Genomic DNA, 15,697 nt, shown 5'->3' with positions numbered 1-15,697 from the left:
GCGAGTTCTAAATTAAAACCTCGTGGTGATTAAGTAGATTAACTTTAGCTCAATTCAGCGAAATTAACAATGGATAATCCCCTTTAAAGTTCGGAATAAAAAATTTTCGAAACATATTGACACCGTGTCATTATTATTATAAGATTTGTTTGTATTCAGAATATACAGAAGAAACGAGGGGGATAAATTTATGGAAAAAGGGACTTCGATGTTATCTAGGGAACAAGCACAACAACAAGATATAAAGGATGAGATGCACCATTATCGTGAGGAATTCTATTTACAACCGGGTGTTACATATCTTGATGGAAATTCATTGGGCCTCATGTCCAAACGAGCGGAAATTAAGGTATCTGAACTGATGGAGTCATGGAAAACATATGGGATAGAGGGGTGGACGAAAGGAAAGTATCCATGGTTCTTTATATCAGAAAAATTAGGTGAGATGTGTGCACCGCTAGTTGGTGCTTCAAGTGAAGAAGTGATTGTAAGCGGTTCCACAACGTCGAATATTCATCAACTTGTTTCAACTTTTTATAAACCTAAAGGAAAAAGGACTAAAATTCTAGCGGATGAACTGACATTTCCATCTGATATTTATGCGCTTCAAAGTCAAATTAAACTAAGAGGTTATGATCCAGAAGAACACCTCGTACGGGTTAAAAGTCGTGATGGAAAACTGATCATGGAAGAGGATATTATTGCAGCAATGACTGATGACATTGCATTAATTATATTGCCAACAGTTTTGTATAGAAGTGGACAGTTGTTGGATATTAAGCGCTTGACGAGTGAAGCTCATATCCGGGGAATTTGCATAGGTTTTGATGCATGTCATTCAATCGGAGCTATCCCACATTATTTTAGTGAATGGGATGTGGATTTCGCTTTATGGTGCAATTATAAATATCTAAATGGTGGACCTGGATCAGTTGGCGGACTGTATGTGAACAAAAAACACTTTGGTATACACCCGGGCTTGGCAGGATGGTATAGTTCGAAAAAAGACAAGCAATTTGATATGGAACACACATTGGTTGTAGAGGAATCAGCTGGAGCCTTTCAAGTGGGGACACCACATGTACTAAGTTTAGCGCCAATAATTGGTTCTTTGGAAATGTTTGCAGAAGTAGGTATTGATAAGATTCGTCAAAAATCACTGCACATTACAAAGTATATGACGGACTTAATAGAACAAGAGCTAGAGGGAATGGGCTTTTCTATAGGTAATCCAAGTGAAGATAATCGTCGTGGAGGACATATTTGTTTGGAGCATGATGAAGCAGTACGTATTTGTAAAGCATTAGTAGAAAATAGAATTATTCCAGATAATAGACCGCCAAATATTATACGTCTTGCGCCCGTTGCATTTTACACTTCCTACGAAGAAGTATGGGATACCATTCAAGTCATAAAGAAAATAATAACGGAAAAGCAATATGAGAAATTTGACAAGAAACGTAATGTTGTCTCGTAGACTAATTGAGAACTGGGGGAGAAGTTAGTTATGAAAAAAGACAATCATTTCCAAGATATTATTGAAAGAGAGAAAGGCTTGAAACGGAGTTTGACTACTCCTCAACTTACCATGATTGCAATAGGTGGAGCGATTGGGACCGGATTGTTTTTGGGGAGTGGCTTGGCAATTGGTTTGGCGGGTCCGAGTGTAATTGTTAGTTATGCAATTGGAGCAATGATCGCCCTACTTTTAATGGGATGTCTTGCTGAAATGGCGGTTGCACATCCAATCACGGGCTCATTTGGGGCTTATGCAGAACGTTATATAAACCCTTGGGCAGGTTTTGTAGTTCGCTATTCTTACTGGTTTAGTTTAGTTTGTGCAATTGGAACAGAAGTAACTGCCGTTGCTGTATATATGAAATATTGGTTCCCGACCGTACCAGCGATTGTGTGGATTTTACTGTTTGCAGGTATTCTTATGTATGTAAATGCCACAACAGTTAAGATGTTTGGTGTTGTTGAATACTGGTTTTCAGTCGTAAAAGTAGTCGCCATAACTGGTTTTATCATTTTAGCTGTCTTTGTAATCGTAGGTGCAGATAATACATCATCGATCGGCATACACAATTATACAGCTAATGGAGGATTTTTCCCTAATGGACTTTGGGGAATGTGGATTGCTGTATTCATTTCACTCTTTAGTTATTTGAGTATTGAAATGATCGCGGTTAGTGCTGGAGAAGCGAAAGATCCAGAAAAGGCGGTACCTATAGCACTTAAATCAGCCGTTGTTCGTCTTATCTTATTTTACTTACTAACGTTGGGCCTCATGTTAATGATTGTCCCTTGGAATGCGGCTGGAATTGATAAAAGCCCGTTTGTAAAAGTAATGGAGATTGTTAACATACCTGGTGCAGCAGCGATTATGAACTTCGTTGTTCTCATTGCGGCACTATCTGCAATGAATAGTCAATTATATATTTCTACTCGTATGATGTTTTCATTGTCTCGTGGGGGGTACGCACCTAAAGTACTCGGGAAACTGAACAAAAAATCGGTTCCATCCATCGCATTATTTGCATCCGTTATTGGAATTGTAATCGCAACTATTTTCACTGTAGTTAAACCAGAGACAGCTTTTGTAACGATGATTTCTCTGTCTAGTTTTGGCGCTATGTTCGCATGGTTTATGATTTTCATTACCCATTGGTTCTTCCGTCGAAAATGGGATGCGACAAATGGTCGTAAATTACCTGTCAGAATGATTGGATTCCCTTACTTGACTATTTTTGGGGCAGTTTTACTGGCATCGGTTGTCTTGTCGACATGGTTTTCACCTGACTTTAGAGCGACTCTAACGCTTGGATTCCCTTGGCTGATCTTTATAACAATTTGCTACTTCATTTGGAAAAAAGTGAATAAGAAGCAAGATGAGGGCAACGAGAATATAGAAGAATAAATTTAGACATTATTAATACTCCGTAATAGTGGTTATTGTTCCCGCAATAATCAAGCCTTACTGGTGTGATTATTGCGGGAAATGAGATGTGCTTTTCTGGTTATTGAAAATTGATTATTTCATATTGTGAAATAACTAGATTGTGATTGTAAGGCGTTTTCATTATATTGATGATACAGCACTTACTACATGATATGAGGATTGAGAAATGAGTAGATTTGTTCTAGTTGAGGACCTGTTTGTGTAGCTAATAATAGATGGGAATTACAAATTTCTTCAAGTATTCTCATCTATTGAATTGTAACCGTGAACATTATGAATGAGTTAAACCAACTAAAATAGTGGAGGTATACGATCATGACAAAATCTACAATGGCGAAATTGCAGGCATTTAATTTAGTGGGTTGGATTGAGGAGAATAAAGGAGAGCTTAAACCACCGGTCAATAATAAAGTACTTTGGGAAGACTCTGAATTTATTTGTATGATACTAGGCGGACCGAATAAACGCCGTGATTTCCATGTAGACCCTTCAGATGAATTCTTTTATCAGATAAAAGGCGATTGTTACGTTGAAACGATTAATAAGGAAGGCAATCGTGAAGTTGTAACGGTTAAAGAAGGCGAAGTATTTATGTTACCAGCGATGGTACCGCATTCGCCACACCGGGTTGCTGATACGTACGGTTTAGTCATTGAACGGAAACGTGATCAAGGTGAATTAGAAGATTTCGTATGGTTCTGTGATAAGTGTGACCATGAAATGCATCGGAATCGCGTTCAGCTAATAGACATTGAAACACAAGTTAAAGGTGCGATTGAAGAATTCAACGGGAACGAAGAACTTCGCACATGTACGAAGTGCAATCACGTCATGCCTGAAGAAGTAGGATTATGGAAATAAAGGTAGACTTTTAAGCACATAATCACCATGGAAGAAATTCTGGAACTTGTAGCAAGCACAATCGGAATTGCGAACTAGTTAAAAAAATATAAAATTGGGGGTATTACTATAATGACAAAATCTACAATGTCCAAACTACAAGCATTTAACTTATTAAATTGGATTGAAGAAAATAAGGGAGAACTTAAACCACCGGTCAATAATAAAGTACTTTGGGAAGACTCTGAATTTATTTGTATGATACTAGGCGGACCGAATAAACGCCGTGATTTCCATGTAGACCCTTCAGACGAGTTTTTTTATCAGATTAAAGGCGATTGTTACGTTGAAACGATTAATAAGGAAGGCAATCGTGAGGTTGTAACGGTTAAAGAAGGCGAAGTATTTATGTTGCCAGCGATGGTACCGCATTCGCCACACCGTGTTGCAGATACGTACGGTTTAGTCATTGAACGGAAACGTGATCAAGGTGAATTAGAAGATTTCGTATGGTTCTGTGATAAGTGTGACCATGAAATGCACCGTAATCGTGTCCAGCTAACAGACATTGAGACACAAGTAAAAGGCGCGATTGAAGAATTCAACGGGAACGAAGAACTTCGCACATGTACAAGCTGTGGGCATGTTATGCCTGAAACAGTGGAGCTTTGGAAATGAGAGTAGATTTTCATACACATATTATTCCAGAACAAATGCCGGATTTTGCAAAGAAATTTGGTGGAGGTCGTTGGCCAACAATGGAAAAAACGTGTAGTTGCGGTGCAAATATTATGGTAGAGGGCAAGGTATTTCGTGAAGTGACAGATCAAGTATGGAGTCCTGAAAAAAGAATTCAAGACATGGATGCAGAAGGCGTTGATATTCAAGTATTGTCGCCTATACCAGTTACATTTTCCTATTGGGCTGACGCTGAAGCCGCAGAGGAAATGTCGAAAATCCAAAATGATTTTATCGCGGATACGGTTAAACAGTATCCCGATCGTTTCATAGGTCTGGGGACTGTCCCATTACAGGATGTTGAGGCGTCTATTCGTGAAATGGATCGCTGTATACACGAACTTGGGTTAAAGGGAATCGAAATTGGTACAAATATAAATGGGGAAAATTTAGATGCTCCTGCGTTTACTGCATTTTTTGAAGCGGCTGAGAAATGGGGAGTTCCGCTATTCATTCATCCATGGGAAACGTTAGGTAAAGAACGGATGCCACGTCATAACTTTATGTATACAGTAGGCATGCCAAGTGAAACAGCGTTGGCTGCAGCCAGTTTGATTAACGGTGGTGTCATGGAGAAGTTTCCAGATTTAAAGGTTTGTTTTGCTCACGGTGGGGGATCTTTCCCGTACATTTTACCACGTTTAGATCAAGGATGGAAAGTGTGGCCACATTTACGGAAAACGACTAAACCTCCTAGTTACTATGCTAAGAATTTTTACTTTGATTCTCTCAATTATGACCCACTAAACCTGAAATTTTTAGTAGACCGTTTTGGGTATGAAAAAGTTGTTATGGGATCTGACTATCCATTTCTATTAAGAGAGATCCCACCAGGCAAAGTGGTTGACGACACACTTGAACTAACGGAAGAACAACGACAGGCCATTTTAGGCGGGAATGCGCTCGCCTTTTTAAATATTGAAATAAAGGAAGAGGTTAATAGATGACTACACCGGAAGAGAAATTAGCGGAATTAGGGCTTGCATTACCTCCTTTACGGCCTGCACTAGGAGACTATGTGGGGTGTGTACGAACTGGAAATCTTTTGTTTACCGCTGGTCAGGGCGTAGATGAGTTCCATGGGAAATTAGGTAGAGATTTAACTGTAGAGGAAGGTTATTTAGCTGCTCAACAATCGATGCTTAACTTGTTTAGCGTAGTCAAAAATGAAATTGGTGAACTAAGTAAAATAAAGCAGTTTGTGAAAGTACTTGGAATGGTAAATAGCACGGAAGACTTTACAGATCATCCAAAGGTGTTGAATGGTGCCTCGGATTTAATCGGAAAGGTTTTTGGAGAAAAAGGGAAACACGGGCGTTCAGCGGTTGGAATGGCACAATTGCCAAATAATACAGCTATTGAAATTGAGATGATCATTGAGATAGAAGAGTAGGAGGAATGATGGTGACTAAAGAGCTAGTAGCTGAAAATACAATCGTTCAGGATGCGAAACTTTTTATCGATGGTAAATATGTTAATGCTCTTTCAGGAGAAACATTTGACACAATTAATCCTGCAACGAATAAAAAGCTAGCCACTGTCGCTAATGGTGGAAAAGCTGATGCTAAATGGGCAATTGACGTGGCGCAGCGGACGTTTGTGAGTGGAATTTGGAGCACTATGCCGGTTGAAGAAAGATCACGAATCCTGTGTAAAATGGCGGATTTAATCATGGAGAATGTAGACAAACTTGCATATGTTGAAACATTGGATGTTGGAAAGCCGATTAAAGAAAGCCGTGAATTTGATATTCCACGAGCTGCATCTAATTTTCGATTTTTTGCTGAGATGGCAAAGTATCAAGTCCAAGAACACTATGACATGAGTAAGTATATGTCATATGTACAATATGCTCCAGCGGGTGTGACTAGTTTAATCATTCCATGGAATCTTCCTTTCATGCAACTAACATGGAAGGCTTCTGCTGCCTTAGCTGCGGGGAATACTGTCGTTGTGAAACCAGCATCTTATACGCCGTTAAGTGCAGTGATGCTAGGGGAGATTGCGAACGAAGCCGGATTACCTCCAGGTGTATTAAATATTTTGACTGGCCCTGGAGGTAGTGTTGGGACTGAAATGTGTACACATTCATCTGTTCGTAGAATCTCCTTTGTTGGTGAGTCAAATACAGGGAAAACAGTGATGCGCAATGCTGCTGAAAACCTAATTCCAGTTTCATTGGAACTAGGTGGAAAGTCAGCAAATATTGTCTTTGCTGATGCTGATTTAGATGAAGCGGTGGCAGGTTCAATCGAAGCAATTTACCGGAACCAAGGTGAAATTTGTTTGGCAGGGTCACGTATCCTCGTGCAACAAAGTATCTATGATCAATTCTTAGATAAGTTTGTTGCGACAGTGAAAAAAATCAAAGTTGGAGATCCATTAGATGAAGCAACTGATATGGGCGCGCTTGTTTCCCGCGGACATATGAAAACTGTTGATGACTACGTTCAAATTGGTCTTGCTGAAGGTGCAAAACTTGCGCATGGAGGTAAAGCTGTTGAAGGAATGGAAGCTGGAAATTTCTATGAACCTACTGTTCTATATGATGTGGATAATAAGATGCGTGTCGCGCAAGAAGAAATCTTTGGTCCTGTGCCAGTGATTATTCCGTTTAAGACAGAAGAAGATGCAATTAGAATTGCAAACGATTCGATTTACGGATTGGCAGGCGTTGTATGGACAAATGATTTACGGCGTGGACAGCGTGTAACATCACTTATTCATGCTGGTTTGCTATGGGTAAATTGTTGGTATGTTCGCGATTTACGAACGCCATTTGGCGGGGCAAAAGCGAGTGGTATCGGCCGTGAAGGCGGTCGCCATAGTTTTGATTTTTACACTGAAGCTAAAACAATTACTATAAAAAAATAAAAAACAACGAAAGGTGGCATTTGCTCGCCTTTTGTTTGTTTTAACTTACGATTCATATTCAAGTTGAATGCTACAGATTATAGGAGAGTTTATCAAGCAAGTTAGTTGAAAATATTAGCGAAAACAAACCAATATTTATTTGACTAATAGGAGGGCTTTAGGTGACAGAAAAGAATGTTCAGTTTGCAATCGAACTTATGGAATCAGAGGAGTCACGTCAAGGGATAGCGCCATTGACAGAGAGGGACCAAAGCTTAACAGTAGAGGATGCCTATCAAATTCAATTAGAAACGGTAAAAATGAAGCTTGCGGAAGGGAAAAGAATAATTGGCAAAAAGGTAGGGTTGACGAGTGTTGCGATGCAGAAGATGTTGAATGTGGACGAACCGGATTACGGTCATTTATTTGATGATATGCAACTAGACAGTGGGGTAACCGTTAAAATTGATTCAATGATAGCACCGAAAATTGAAGCTGAAATTGGCTTTGTACTCGAAGAAGATTTAGTAGGACCGAATATCACTTATATTGACGTAATAATGGCCACAAAATATGTTGTGCCAACACTTGAGATTATTGATAGTCGTGTGAAAGACTGGAAGATTAAATTAGTCGATACGGTAGCGGATAATGGTTCGTCAGCAAAAGTGGTAGTTGGAGGTAAACAGACAAAGCTTGACGCAGTAGATTTACGGACAAATAGTATGGTGCTATATAAGAATGGGGAGCTACTAGCCACAGGTGCTGGTGCAGCCGCACTTGGACATCCGGCTCATGCAGTTGCTTGGCTTGCCAATAAATTAGCTGAATTCGGCATAACGTTGAAGAAAGGCGAATTAATTTTACCAGGAGCATTATCGGGTGCGGTTTCAGTTTCCGCTGGGGACATGATTGAAGCAAGGTTCGGAGTTCTTGGGTCAGTTATTGTTCATTTTGACTAATAGATTCTACACACAAATTACAAATAGGAGAAAGGGGAATAAAAGTGGGGAAAATAACAGCAGCAATTATTGGCTCTGGTAATATTGGAACGGATTTAATGTACAAATTAGAACGCAGCGATGTTATCGAATTAACAGCAATGATTGGGATTGATGCGGAGTCGGACGGGCTTAAACGTGCAGCAGAAAAAGGATACAAAACCTTCTCGAATGGAATTGAAGGAATAGTTGAAAATCCGAATATCGCAAAGATTGTTTTTGATGCAACTTCCGCAAAAGCGCATGTGCATCATGCGGAAATACTAAAAGAGCTGGGTATTCTCGCAATTGATTTAACCCCTGCGGCAATAGGGCCATTCTTTTGTCCAGCAGTTAGTTCGAGTAAACGTTTTTTTGAGTTAGATAATGTAAATATGATTACTTGTGGCGGACAAGCCACAATACCAATTGTTTATGCTGTGAATCAGGTAGCTGATGTTACATACGGAGAAATTGTAGCGACGATTTCTAGTTTAAGTGCTGGACCGGGTACGAGAGCAAATATTGACGAATTTACGATTACAACACGCCGTGGAATTGAGGAAGTAGGTGGTGCGGATCAAGGAAAAGCGTTAATAATATTAAATCCAGCAGACCCACCGATTTTAATGCGTGATACGGTTTATTGTGAAGTGAAACATATGGATGAGGCGTCGATTCGTACGTCGATTTATGCAATGGTTGAAAAAGTAAAAGAATATGTTCCGGGCTATCGGCTGAGACAAGAACCGATGTTTGAGGGGAATCTTGTGACCGTCTTTATAGAAGTAGAAGGTGCGGGCGATTATTTTCCGGCTTATGCAGGGAATTTAGATATTATGACAGCAGCTTCGATGCGTGTTGGTGAGGATTTCGCTCGCGCGATGCTAACTAAAAAAGCGGCAGAAGTAGTGCTGTAATATGATTGGAAGGGGGTTTATTTAATGAATATACTTACGGATAAAGCAATCCAGCTAACAGAAGTTTGTTTGCGAGATGGGAGTCACGTCGTCGCACATCAATTTACTGAACAACAGGTGCGTAAGGTTTCACGTGCCCTCGATGACGCTGGTATGCACTATATTGAGGTGAGTCATGGTGATGGTTTAGGCGGATCGACCTTGCAGTATGGAAAATCTTTAGTTGATGAAATGACGTTAATTGAGGCCGCTGTTGATGAATGTAAAAACTCGAAAATAGCTGTTTTACTCATACCAGGAATTGGCACTGTCAACGAGTTAAAGCAAGCACGTGAATTAGGAGCTAGTTTAGTAAGAGTTGCCACGCATGCGACCGAAGCAAATGTATCCGCCCAACATCTTAGCAAAGCGAGGGAACTTGGTATGGAGGCATTAGGGTTTTTAATGATGGCTCATTCGGTTTCCGTTGAAAAATTAGTCGAGCAAGCTAAGTTGATGGAAAGCTACGGGGCAGAGGCTGTATATGTAACTGATTCAGCTGGCGCATTACTACCACATGAGGTAAGGGAACGAATTAAAGCATTAAGGACTTCATTGGATATTGAGGTAGGTTTTCATGCTCATAACAATTTATCACTTGCGGTCGCGAATACGCTTGTTGCCATTGAAGAAGGAGCTACACGAATTGATGGCAGTGTGCGTTGTTTAGGTGCTGGCGCTGGTAATACACAAACAGAGGTACTACTCGCTGTATTGGAACGACTGGGCATCGATGTTGGTATTGATTTATACAAAATGATGGATTTGGCTGAAGAGATTGTGGCTCCTCTTATTCCCGGCTCTCAAGAAATTGGGAAGGGCAGTCTTGTTCTGGGATATGCGGGGGTCTATTCTAGTTTTTTACTTCACGCTGAACGTGCTGGCGCAAGATTTGGGATTGATCCACGCGATATACTCATGGAGCTTGGGAAGATGAAAGTTGTTGGCGGGCAGGAAGATATGATTCTTGACGTTGCAGCTGAACTAGTAAAAAATCATAAAGTGAGGGTATAAAGAATGATACTTCTAACGAATCAAGAAAGCGCAATTATTGACTATTTATATACCGCGGAACGTGATGTACGTGAGGTTGTTAAAGTAACTGACGACTATCCAGAGCTTACGATAGGAGAAGCTTATCAGCTACAAGAGGGCTTACTGAATCGCAAACTATCGGAAAATGGTACCAAACAAGTCGGAGTGAAGCTCGGGTTAACAAGTAAGGCGAAGCAAGAAATGATGGGTGTCAATGAAGCCATTTATGGGTATTTACATGACGATATGCTCGCATTTGAGTGGGAACCCATAACGTTTTCTGAACTCATTCATCCAAAAGTAGAGCCGGAAATTGCTTTTTTATTGGCTGAGGATTTACAGGGGGAAAACATTACTGAAGAAGATGTTGTGAAGGCTACGAAGTATGTGGCACCTGCGCTAGAAATTATCGATAGTAGATATAAGGATTTCCGCTTCACTTTAGTGGATGTCATCGCTGATAATTGTTCGTCCGCTAAATTTGTGGTAGGAAGCAAATGGGTTTCACCGAATGCCGTTGATTTAGGGAATATTGGCATGGTAATGTCCAAAAATGGTGCAGTGGAACAAACTGGTTCGAGTGCAGCTGTATTGGGGCATCCAGCAAAAGCGATTGCGTGGGCTGTTAATGAGCTAGGGGCTTTAGGGAAAGGTCTTAAAAAAGGAGACATTGTACTAAGTGGAGCAATGTCTGAAGCGATATCTTTTAAGCCAGGAGACTCGGTTATTGCAGATTTTGATGGTTTAGGTAGTGTATCAATGTATTGTAAGTAAGTTGAGAAGTCGACATAGAATCTACCTAGAGTCGCGTTTTACATTATATTGTTCGAGGTGGATACTTTTATTTTTTTATTCATCGCACAATTTACCTAAAGTAGTTTTAAATCTTAGGTAAAGTACTTGAAACCCGTCACTTGGATTATATCAGTGACGGGTTTATTTATTTGGAGATGAAGTTGAAATTCTAGTAATTATTTGCTAATATCTATATTGACAGATATTTCTAATCATTGATACTATTTGTGTGTCTGAAATTTAATGGAGAAGCGGTTCATACTTTAAGTCTAGGTAAACTTGTAAAGGTGAGCTTTGAAAGGAGCAAAATAAATTGAAGATTATCGACTTGCATTGTGACGTATTGTTAAAATTGTACGAATCAAAGGGGGAAATGAGATTTCAAGATTCTTTGGAACTTGATACGAGTTATGAGAAATTAGTGCTGGGTGGAATAAAGGTACAAGCATTCGCTATATTCGTGTATCCGGAAATGAAGTCGGATCAGAAGTTTCAAGCCGCTTTAGATCAAATCCATTACTTTTATAAAGATGTGCTTGGGAATAATCCGAAAATGAAACTGATCACGGAATGGAGCGATTTTGATCAGTTAAAAGACGGAGAAATAGGAGCAATGTTGACACTTGAAGGTGTTGATGCAATCGGAAATGATCTGCAAAAGCTTTCTATTCTACACCAATTGGGTGTCCGTTCAATTGGACTTACTTGGAATAATGCCAATTTGGCAGCAGACGGTGCGGGGGAACCGCGTGGAGCGGGACTTACGTCGTTTGGCAAAGAGATCGTTCATTTCAATAATGAACATAAAATATTAACCGATGTCTCCCATTTATGTGAAAAGGCTTTTTGGGATGTCATGGAAGTAGCAAACTATCCGATTGCGAGCCATTCGAATGCTAGAGCGCTATGCAATCATGTTCGTAATCTGACGGATGATCAGGCAAAAGCGATGTTTGAAAAAAATGGGCTCGTCCATGTTGTCTACAATCCTCCGTTTGTAAAGGAACAAGGGGCAGCGACAATAACGGATTTAATCGAACATATTGACCATTTTTGTTCTTTAGGAGGAGAGAGACTAATTGGGTTAGGCTCAGACTTCGATGGCATTTCCTCGAAGATTGTTAAATTAGAAGATGCATCCATGCATCCGAATTTACTAAATGAGTTGCTGAAAAGATACAGTAAAGAGACGGTTAAAGGTTTTGCCTACCAAAACTTTATGGATCATCGTCCTACTTGAACGGCAATAATAGACCCAATTAAGCTAAGTGAAAAGTAGAAAGCACCAAGGGGTAAAATATAAGTTAGGATGGGGAAATTTTTGGAATAATTCGGGGCTTCCCCATTTTTACCCTCTACTTCCTGAATAACTTGTTCGCGTTTGCTAAGGGATGAATAGAAACGTCTTGAGTTGTTAATAAATCTAGTGAAAAATCCATCTTGGATAATCAGTAATACACTGCCGATTAGTAATAGGAAGATGCCGATATAAAAAAATAAATCAAGTAAGACAACGATATACTTTGGGGCTATAAATGCAGTGGAGAATAAAATAACAAAAGATGTGATACAAAAAGAAAGAAATAAGCTATTTTTTTTCATTCAGTTTTACAACTCCTACCATTTTTATGTGCAAACGAGTATATATCTATTAATTTAAAATATTATTGCTATTGCGATTCTAAGCACTTACAATTATATATAGTTACTAGAATAGTTCAAGGGGGGACTGGGAAATGAAGAAAAATACTTGGTTGGGCTTAATTTTATTAGCCATCTTTTCTTTGGTCGTTTCGGGTTGTAATTTCAGCTCATCAGGCAAAGATAAAGAAGACAAGGAAGAGGATGGGAAAGAAGGGGACGGCAAGGTAGCACAAGTACTTAATTTGAGTGCAACTGCCAATATTCCAACATTGGATTCAACAAAAGCGCATGACGGTATTGCATTTGACGTTTTGAATAACGTGAATGAGGGGCTATATCGTCAAGATGAAAATAACAAGTCAGTTCCCGCGCTTGCTGAGAAGCATGAGAAAAATGAAGATGGAAGCATCCATACTTTTACAATTAGAGATGCGAAATGGAGCAACGGAGATTCTGTAACAGCGGCCGATTTTGAATACGCATGGAAACGTGTTATGAAAGAGGCGGGTGCATATAATTACATGCTCGTTACTGCAGGCATCAAAAATTCTGAAGCAATCATGAATGAAGAAATGGATGCTGAAGAACTTGGTATAAAGGCAACCGGAGAAAAAACGCTTGAGGTCACACTTGAAAGCGCAAATCCATTGTTTGAAACCTTACTGGCTTTCCCGACATTCTTGCCACAGAATCAAAAATTTGTCGAAGAACTTGGAGACCAGTATGCACTCGAAGCTGAAAATATTTTAGCGAATGGGCCATTCAAACTGGTTAATTGGACACAAGAACAGAGCTGGAAACTTGTTAAGAACCCAGATTATTGGGATGCAGAATCAGTGAAAATTGAAGAGGTAAATGTATTTGTTGTCAAAGATCCGTCTACTGGGGCGAATTTATATGAGACGGAAAAAATTGATCGCGTTAAATTGACTTCTGCACTCATTGATCAATACGATGAGGATAAAAACTTTAAAGTTGAAAAAGACTCAGGAATTGTCTTCTTACGCTTTAATCACAACCATCCAGTACTAAAAAATTCGGAAATTCGTCGCGCGATTGGGATGGCGGTGGATCGTCAAGGCTTGACAGATGTCATTTTGAAAGACGGTTCTTCACCAATTTACGGTGTAGTTGGAGAAGGATTTTACTTCTCGCCTGATAACAAGGATTACCGCGAGTTAAATGGAGACTTCAATAAAGGGACTCCTGAGGAAGCAAAAGCAATTTGGGAAAAGGCTTTAGCTGAAGTTGGAGAAACAGAATTGACTGTGTCAATTAATATTGCTGACTCGGATGAGATGAAAAAAGTTGCCGAGTATTTACAAGCGCAGCTTGAAGATAATCTACCTGGATTTAAGCTTGAAATTAAAGCTGTACCATTCGCTCAGCGACTCGAAATTGAAAAAGCAGTCGACTATGATATCTCTCTTTCTACATGGGGACCAGACTACAGTGACCCGATGACCTACTTAGATATGTGGGTTGAAGGCGGTTCTTCTAACCGGATGGACTATAGCAATCCGAAATTAGATGCATTAGTGCAAGATGCACGTGGGGAGACGGATCTAAGCAAGCGTTACGAGATGTTGCTTGGTATTGAAAAGATTTTATTAGAAGAAGATGCTGCAGTTGCACCACTTTATCAACGAGGATCTGCAATTCTTGTACGCGATAAAATCAAAAATCTTGCTAAACATCCAACTGGTGCTGAATTCACTTACAAATGGGCTCACATCGAATAATATACGTTTAAAGCAACAGATGAGCGAAGGTGTATCCAACTGGAGCATCTTCGCTTTCTGTTTGTTGAATAAGTTGAACAAATGAATACCTATATAAACTGAGCGAAGGCGCCTTAAAAGGGGGAGCCGAAGCAAATTCAATGGGATATTTTATAACAACCTATATAGAAGTAAAATCAAGAGCTTTTTAAGGAATTGGGGTGTCCGATTTGAAGCGCTACATAGTAAAAAGATTTGGTTTTATGATTATTACATTGTTTATCATTATCACAGCAACTTTCTTCCTAATGCAATTCCTTCCGGGAACACCGTTTACAAATCCGGAAAAATTGTCTGAAAAACAACTTGTTATTTTAAATGCCAAGTATGGACTAGATCAACCAGCAGCAATCCAATACATTCGTTATTTAGGGAACTTAGTGCAAGGCGATTTAGGCTATTCGTTCCAATATGAAGGGCGAACCGTAAAAAGTATGATAGTTAATCGTATTGGTCCTTCAGCGCTTATTGGTTTACAAGCACTAGTATTTGGGACGATTGTGGGGCTAGTGCTCGGTATCGTTTCTGCATTACGTCATAATACACTTCTTGACTATAGTGCTGTGACACTTGCAGTACTTGGGATGTCTATCCCATCGTTCGTTTTTGCAGCATTGCTACAATACTTCATTGGGGTGAAGTTTGAGTGGTTACCTGTTGCTTTATGGGAAAGTTATGCGAGTACCATTTTACCGTCGTTTGCATTGTCAGTAACAGTTATCGCAACGGTCGCGCGTTTTATCCGAAGTGAAATGCTTGAAGTATTAGGGCAGGATTATGTGACGACGGCAAGAGCAAAAGGTTTGCACGAATCCACAGTCATGGCGAAGCATGTTATTCGAAATGCACTAATTCCAGTTGTGACGATGCTCGGTCCGTTAGCAGTTTCTATCATGACAGGTACATTAGTTATTGAAAAGATATTTTCTGTACCTGGACTTGGAGAACAATTCACGTTGTCGATTATGGTTCTCGATTACAGCGTTATTATGGGGATTACCTTATTTTATAGTGCATTGTTCATATTTGTTGTTTTTATTGTCGATATTATATATGGTCTTCTGGATCCCCGGATTGATTATAAACAGGGGGGACAGGCATGAACAAAAT

Annotated in this window: 15 protein-coding genes; 14 read left to right on the top strand and 1 reads right to left on the bottom strand. The window is 39.7% G+C overall.

Annotated elements, in window-relative coordinates; all coding sequences use genetic code 11:
• Positions 1-190 precede the first annotated feature (190 nt).
• The 12 genes from kynU (at position 191) to FQ087_RS08570 (ending at position 12,402) form a co-directional block, all read left to right on the top strand.
• Positions 191-1,477, top strand: a complete 1,287-nt coding sequence (gene kynU / locus FQ087_RS08625; RefSeq protein WP_149580049.1) for a kynureninase — start codon at positions 191-193, stop codon at positions 1,475-1,477.
• Positions 1,478-1,507: 30 nt separating this feature from the next.
• The gene (locus FQ087_RS08620) at positions 1,508-2,920 is read left to right on the top strand and encodes an amino acid permease (protein ID WP_149580048.1); all 1,413 of its coding nucleotides are present in this window, start codon (positions 1,508-1,510) and stop codon (positions 2,918-2,920) included.
• 357 nt (positions 2,921-3,277) lie between these two features.
• Positions 3,278-3,823 carry a 3-hydroxyanthranilate 3,4-dioxygenase gene (locus tag FQ087_RS08615; RefSeq protein WP_370456042.1) on the top strand — a complete coding sequence of 182 codons (546 nt, stop codon included), beginning with the start codon at positions 3,278-3,280 and terminating at the stop codon, positions 3,821-3,823.
• A 126-nt stretch (positions 3,824-3,949) separates the two neighbouring features.
• The gene (locus FQ087_RS08610) at positions 3,950-4,480 is read left to right on the top strand and encodes a 3-hydroxyanthranilate 3,4-dioxygenase (RefSeq protein ID WP_149580817.1); all 531 of its coding nucleotides are present in this window, start codon (positions 3,950-3,952) and stop codon (positions 4,478-4,480) included.
• On the top strand, positions 4,477-5,487 hold the full coding sequence (locus FQ087_RS08605) for an amidohydrolase family protein (protein WP_149580047.1): 1,011 nt from the start codon (positions 4,477-4,479) through the stop codon (positions 5,485-5,487). Before FQ087_RS08610 ends, FQ087_RS08605 begins: the two co-directional genes overlap by 4 nt.
• On the top strand, positions 5,484-5,933 hold the full coding sequence (locus tag FQ087_RS08600) for a RidA family protein (RefSeq protein ID WP_149580046.1): 450 nt from the start codon (positions 5,484-5,486) through the stop codon (positions 5,931-5,933). The genes FQ087_RS08605 and FQ087_RS08600 overlap by 4 nt, the downstream gene beginning before the upstream one ends.
• A gap of 11 nt (positions 5,934-5,944) precedes the next feature.
• A complete protein-coding gene (locus FQ087_RS08595) occupies positions 5,945-7,414 on the top strand; it encodes an aldehyde dehydrogenase (RefSeq protein ID WP_149580045.1) in 1,470 nt (489 codons plus the stop codon).
• A gap of 197 nt (positions 7,415-7,611) precedes the next feature.
• Positions 7,612-8,355 carry a 2-keto-4-pentenoate hydratase gene (locus tag FQ087_RS08590; RefSeq protein WP_149580816.1) on the top strand — a complete coding sequence of 248 codons (744 nt, stop codon included), beginning with the start codon at positions 7,612-7,614 and terminating at the stop codon, positions 8,353-8,355.
• Positions 8,356-8,399: 44 nt separating this feature from the next.
• Positions 8,400-9,293 carry an acetaldehyde dehydrogenase (acetylating) gene (locus tag FQ087_RS08585; RefSeq protein ID WP_149580044.1) on the top strand — a complete coding sequence of 298 codons (894 nt, stop codon included), beginning with the start codon at positions 8,400-8,402 and terminating at the stop codon, positions 9,291-9,293.
• Between the two features lie 24 nt (positions 9,294-9,317).
• The gene (gene dmpG / locus FQ087_RS08580) at positions 9,318-10,346 is read left to right on the top strand and encodes a 4-hydroxy-2-oxovalerate aldolase (protein WP_149580043.1); all 1,029 of its coding nucleotides are present in this window, start codon (positions 9,318-9,320) and stop codon (positions 10,344-10,346) included.
• Positions 10,347-10,349: 3 nt separating this feature from the next.
• On the top strand, positions 10,350-11,141 hold the full coding sequence (locus tag FQ087_RS08575; RefSeq protein WP_149580042.1) for a 2-keto-4-pentenoate hydratase: 792 nt from the start codon (positions 10,350-10,352) through the stop codon (positions 11,139-11,141).
• A gap of 334 nt (positions 11,142-11,475) precedes the next feature.
• Positions 11,476-12,402, top strand: a complete 927-nt coding sequence (locus FQ087_RS08570) for a dipeptidase (RefSeq protein ID WP_149580041.1) — start codon at positions 11,476-11,478, stop codon at positions 12,400-12,402.
• Here FQ087_RS08570 and FQ087_RS08565 read toward each other — a convergent pair.
• Entirely contained in the window at positions 12,387-12,764 is a 378-nt protein-coding gene (locus FQ087_RS08565) for a DUF3899 domain-containing protein (RefSeq protein ID WP_149580040.1), read from the bottom strand. The two genes, FQ087_RS08570 and FQ087_RS08565, sit on opposite strands and share 16 nt — an antisense overlap.
• 134 nt (positions 12,765-12,898) lie before the next feature.
• On the opposite strand from FQ087_RS08565, the gene FQ087_RS08560 reads away from it, so the two are divergent.
• Together FQ087_RS08560 and FQ087_RS08555 are read left to right on the top strand one after the other, a co-directional pair.
• Positions 12,899-14,548: a peptide ABC transporter substrate-binding protein gene (locus tag FQ087_RS08560; RefSeq protein ID WP_149580039.1), complete on the top strand. Its 1,650-nt coding sequence runs from the start codon at positions 12,899-12,901 to the stop codon at positions 14,546-14,548.
• Positions 14,549-14,757: 209 nt separating this feature from the next.
• Complete coding sequence (locus tag FQ087_RS08555; protein WP_149580038.1) at positions 14,758-15,690, top strand: ABC transporter permease; 933 nt, start codon at positions 14,758-14,760, stop codon at positions 15,688-15,690.
• Positions 15,691-15,697 lie beyond the last annotated feature (7 nt).

This window comes from Sporosarcina sp. ANT_H38 (assembly GCF_008369195.1).
Lineage (GTDB): Bacteria > Bacillota > Bacilli > Bacillales_A > Planococcaceae > Sporosarcina.
This window is presented reverse-complemented; position numbering and strand designations above follow the sequence as displayed.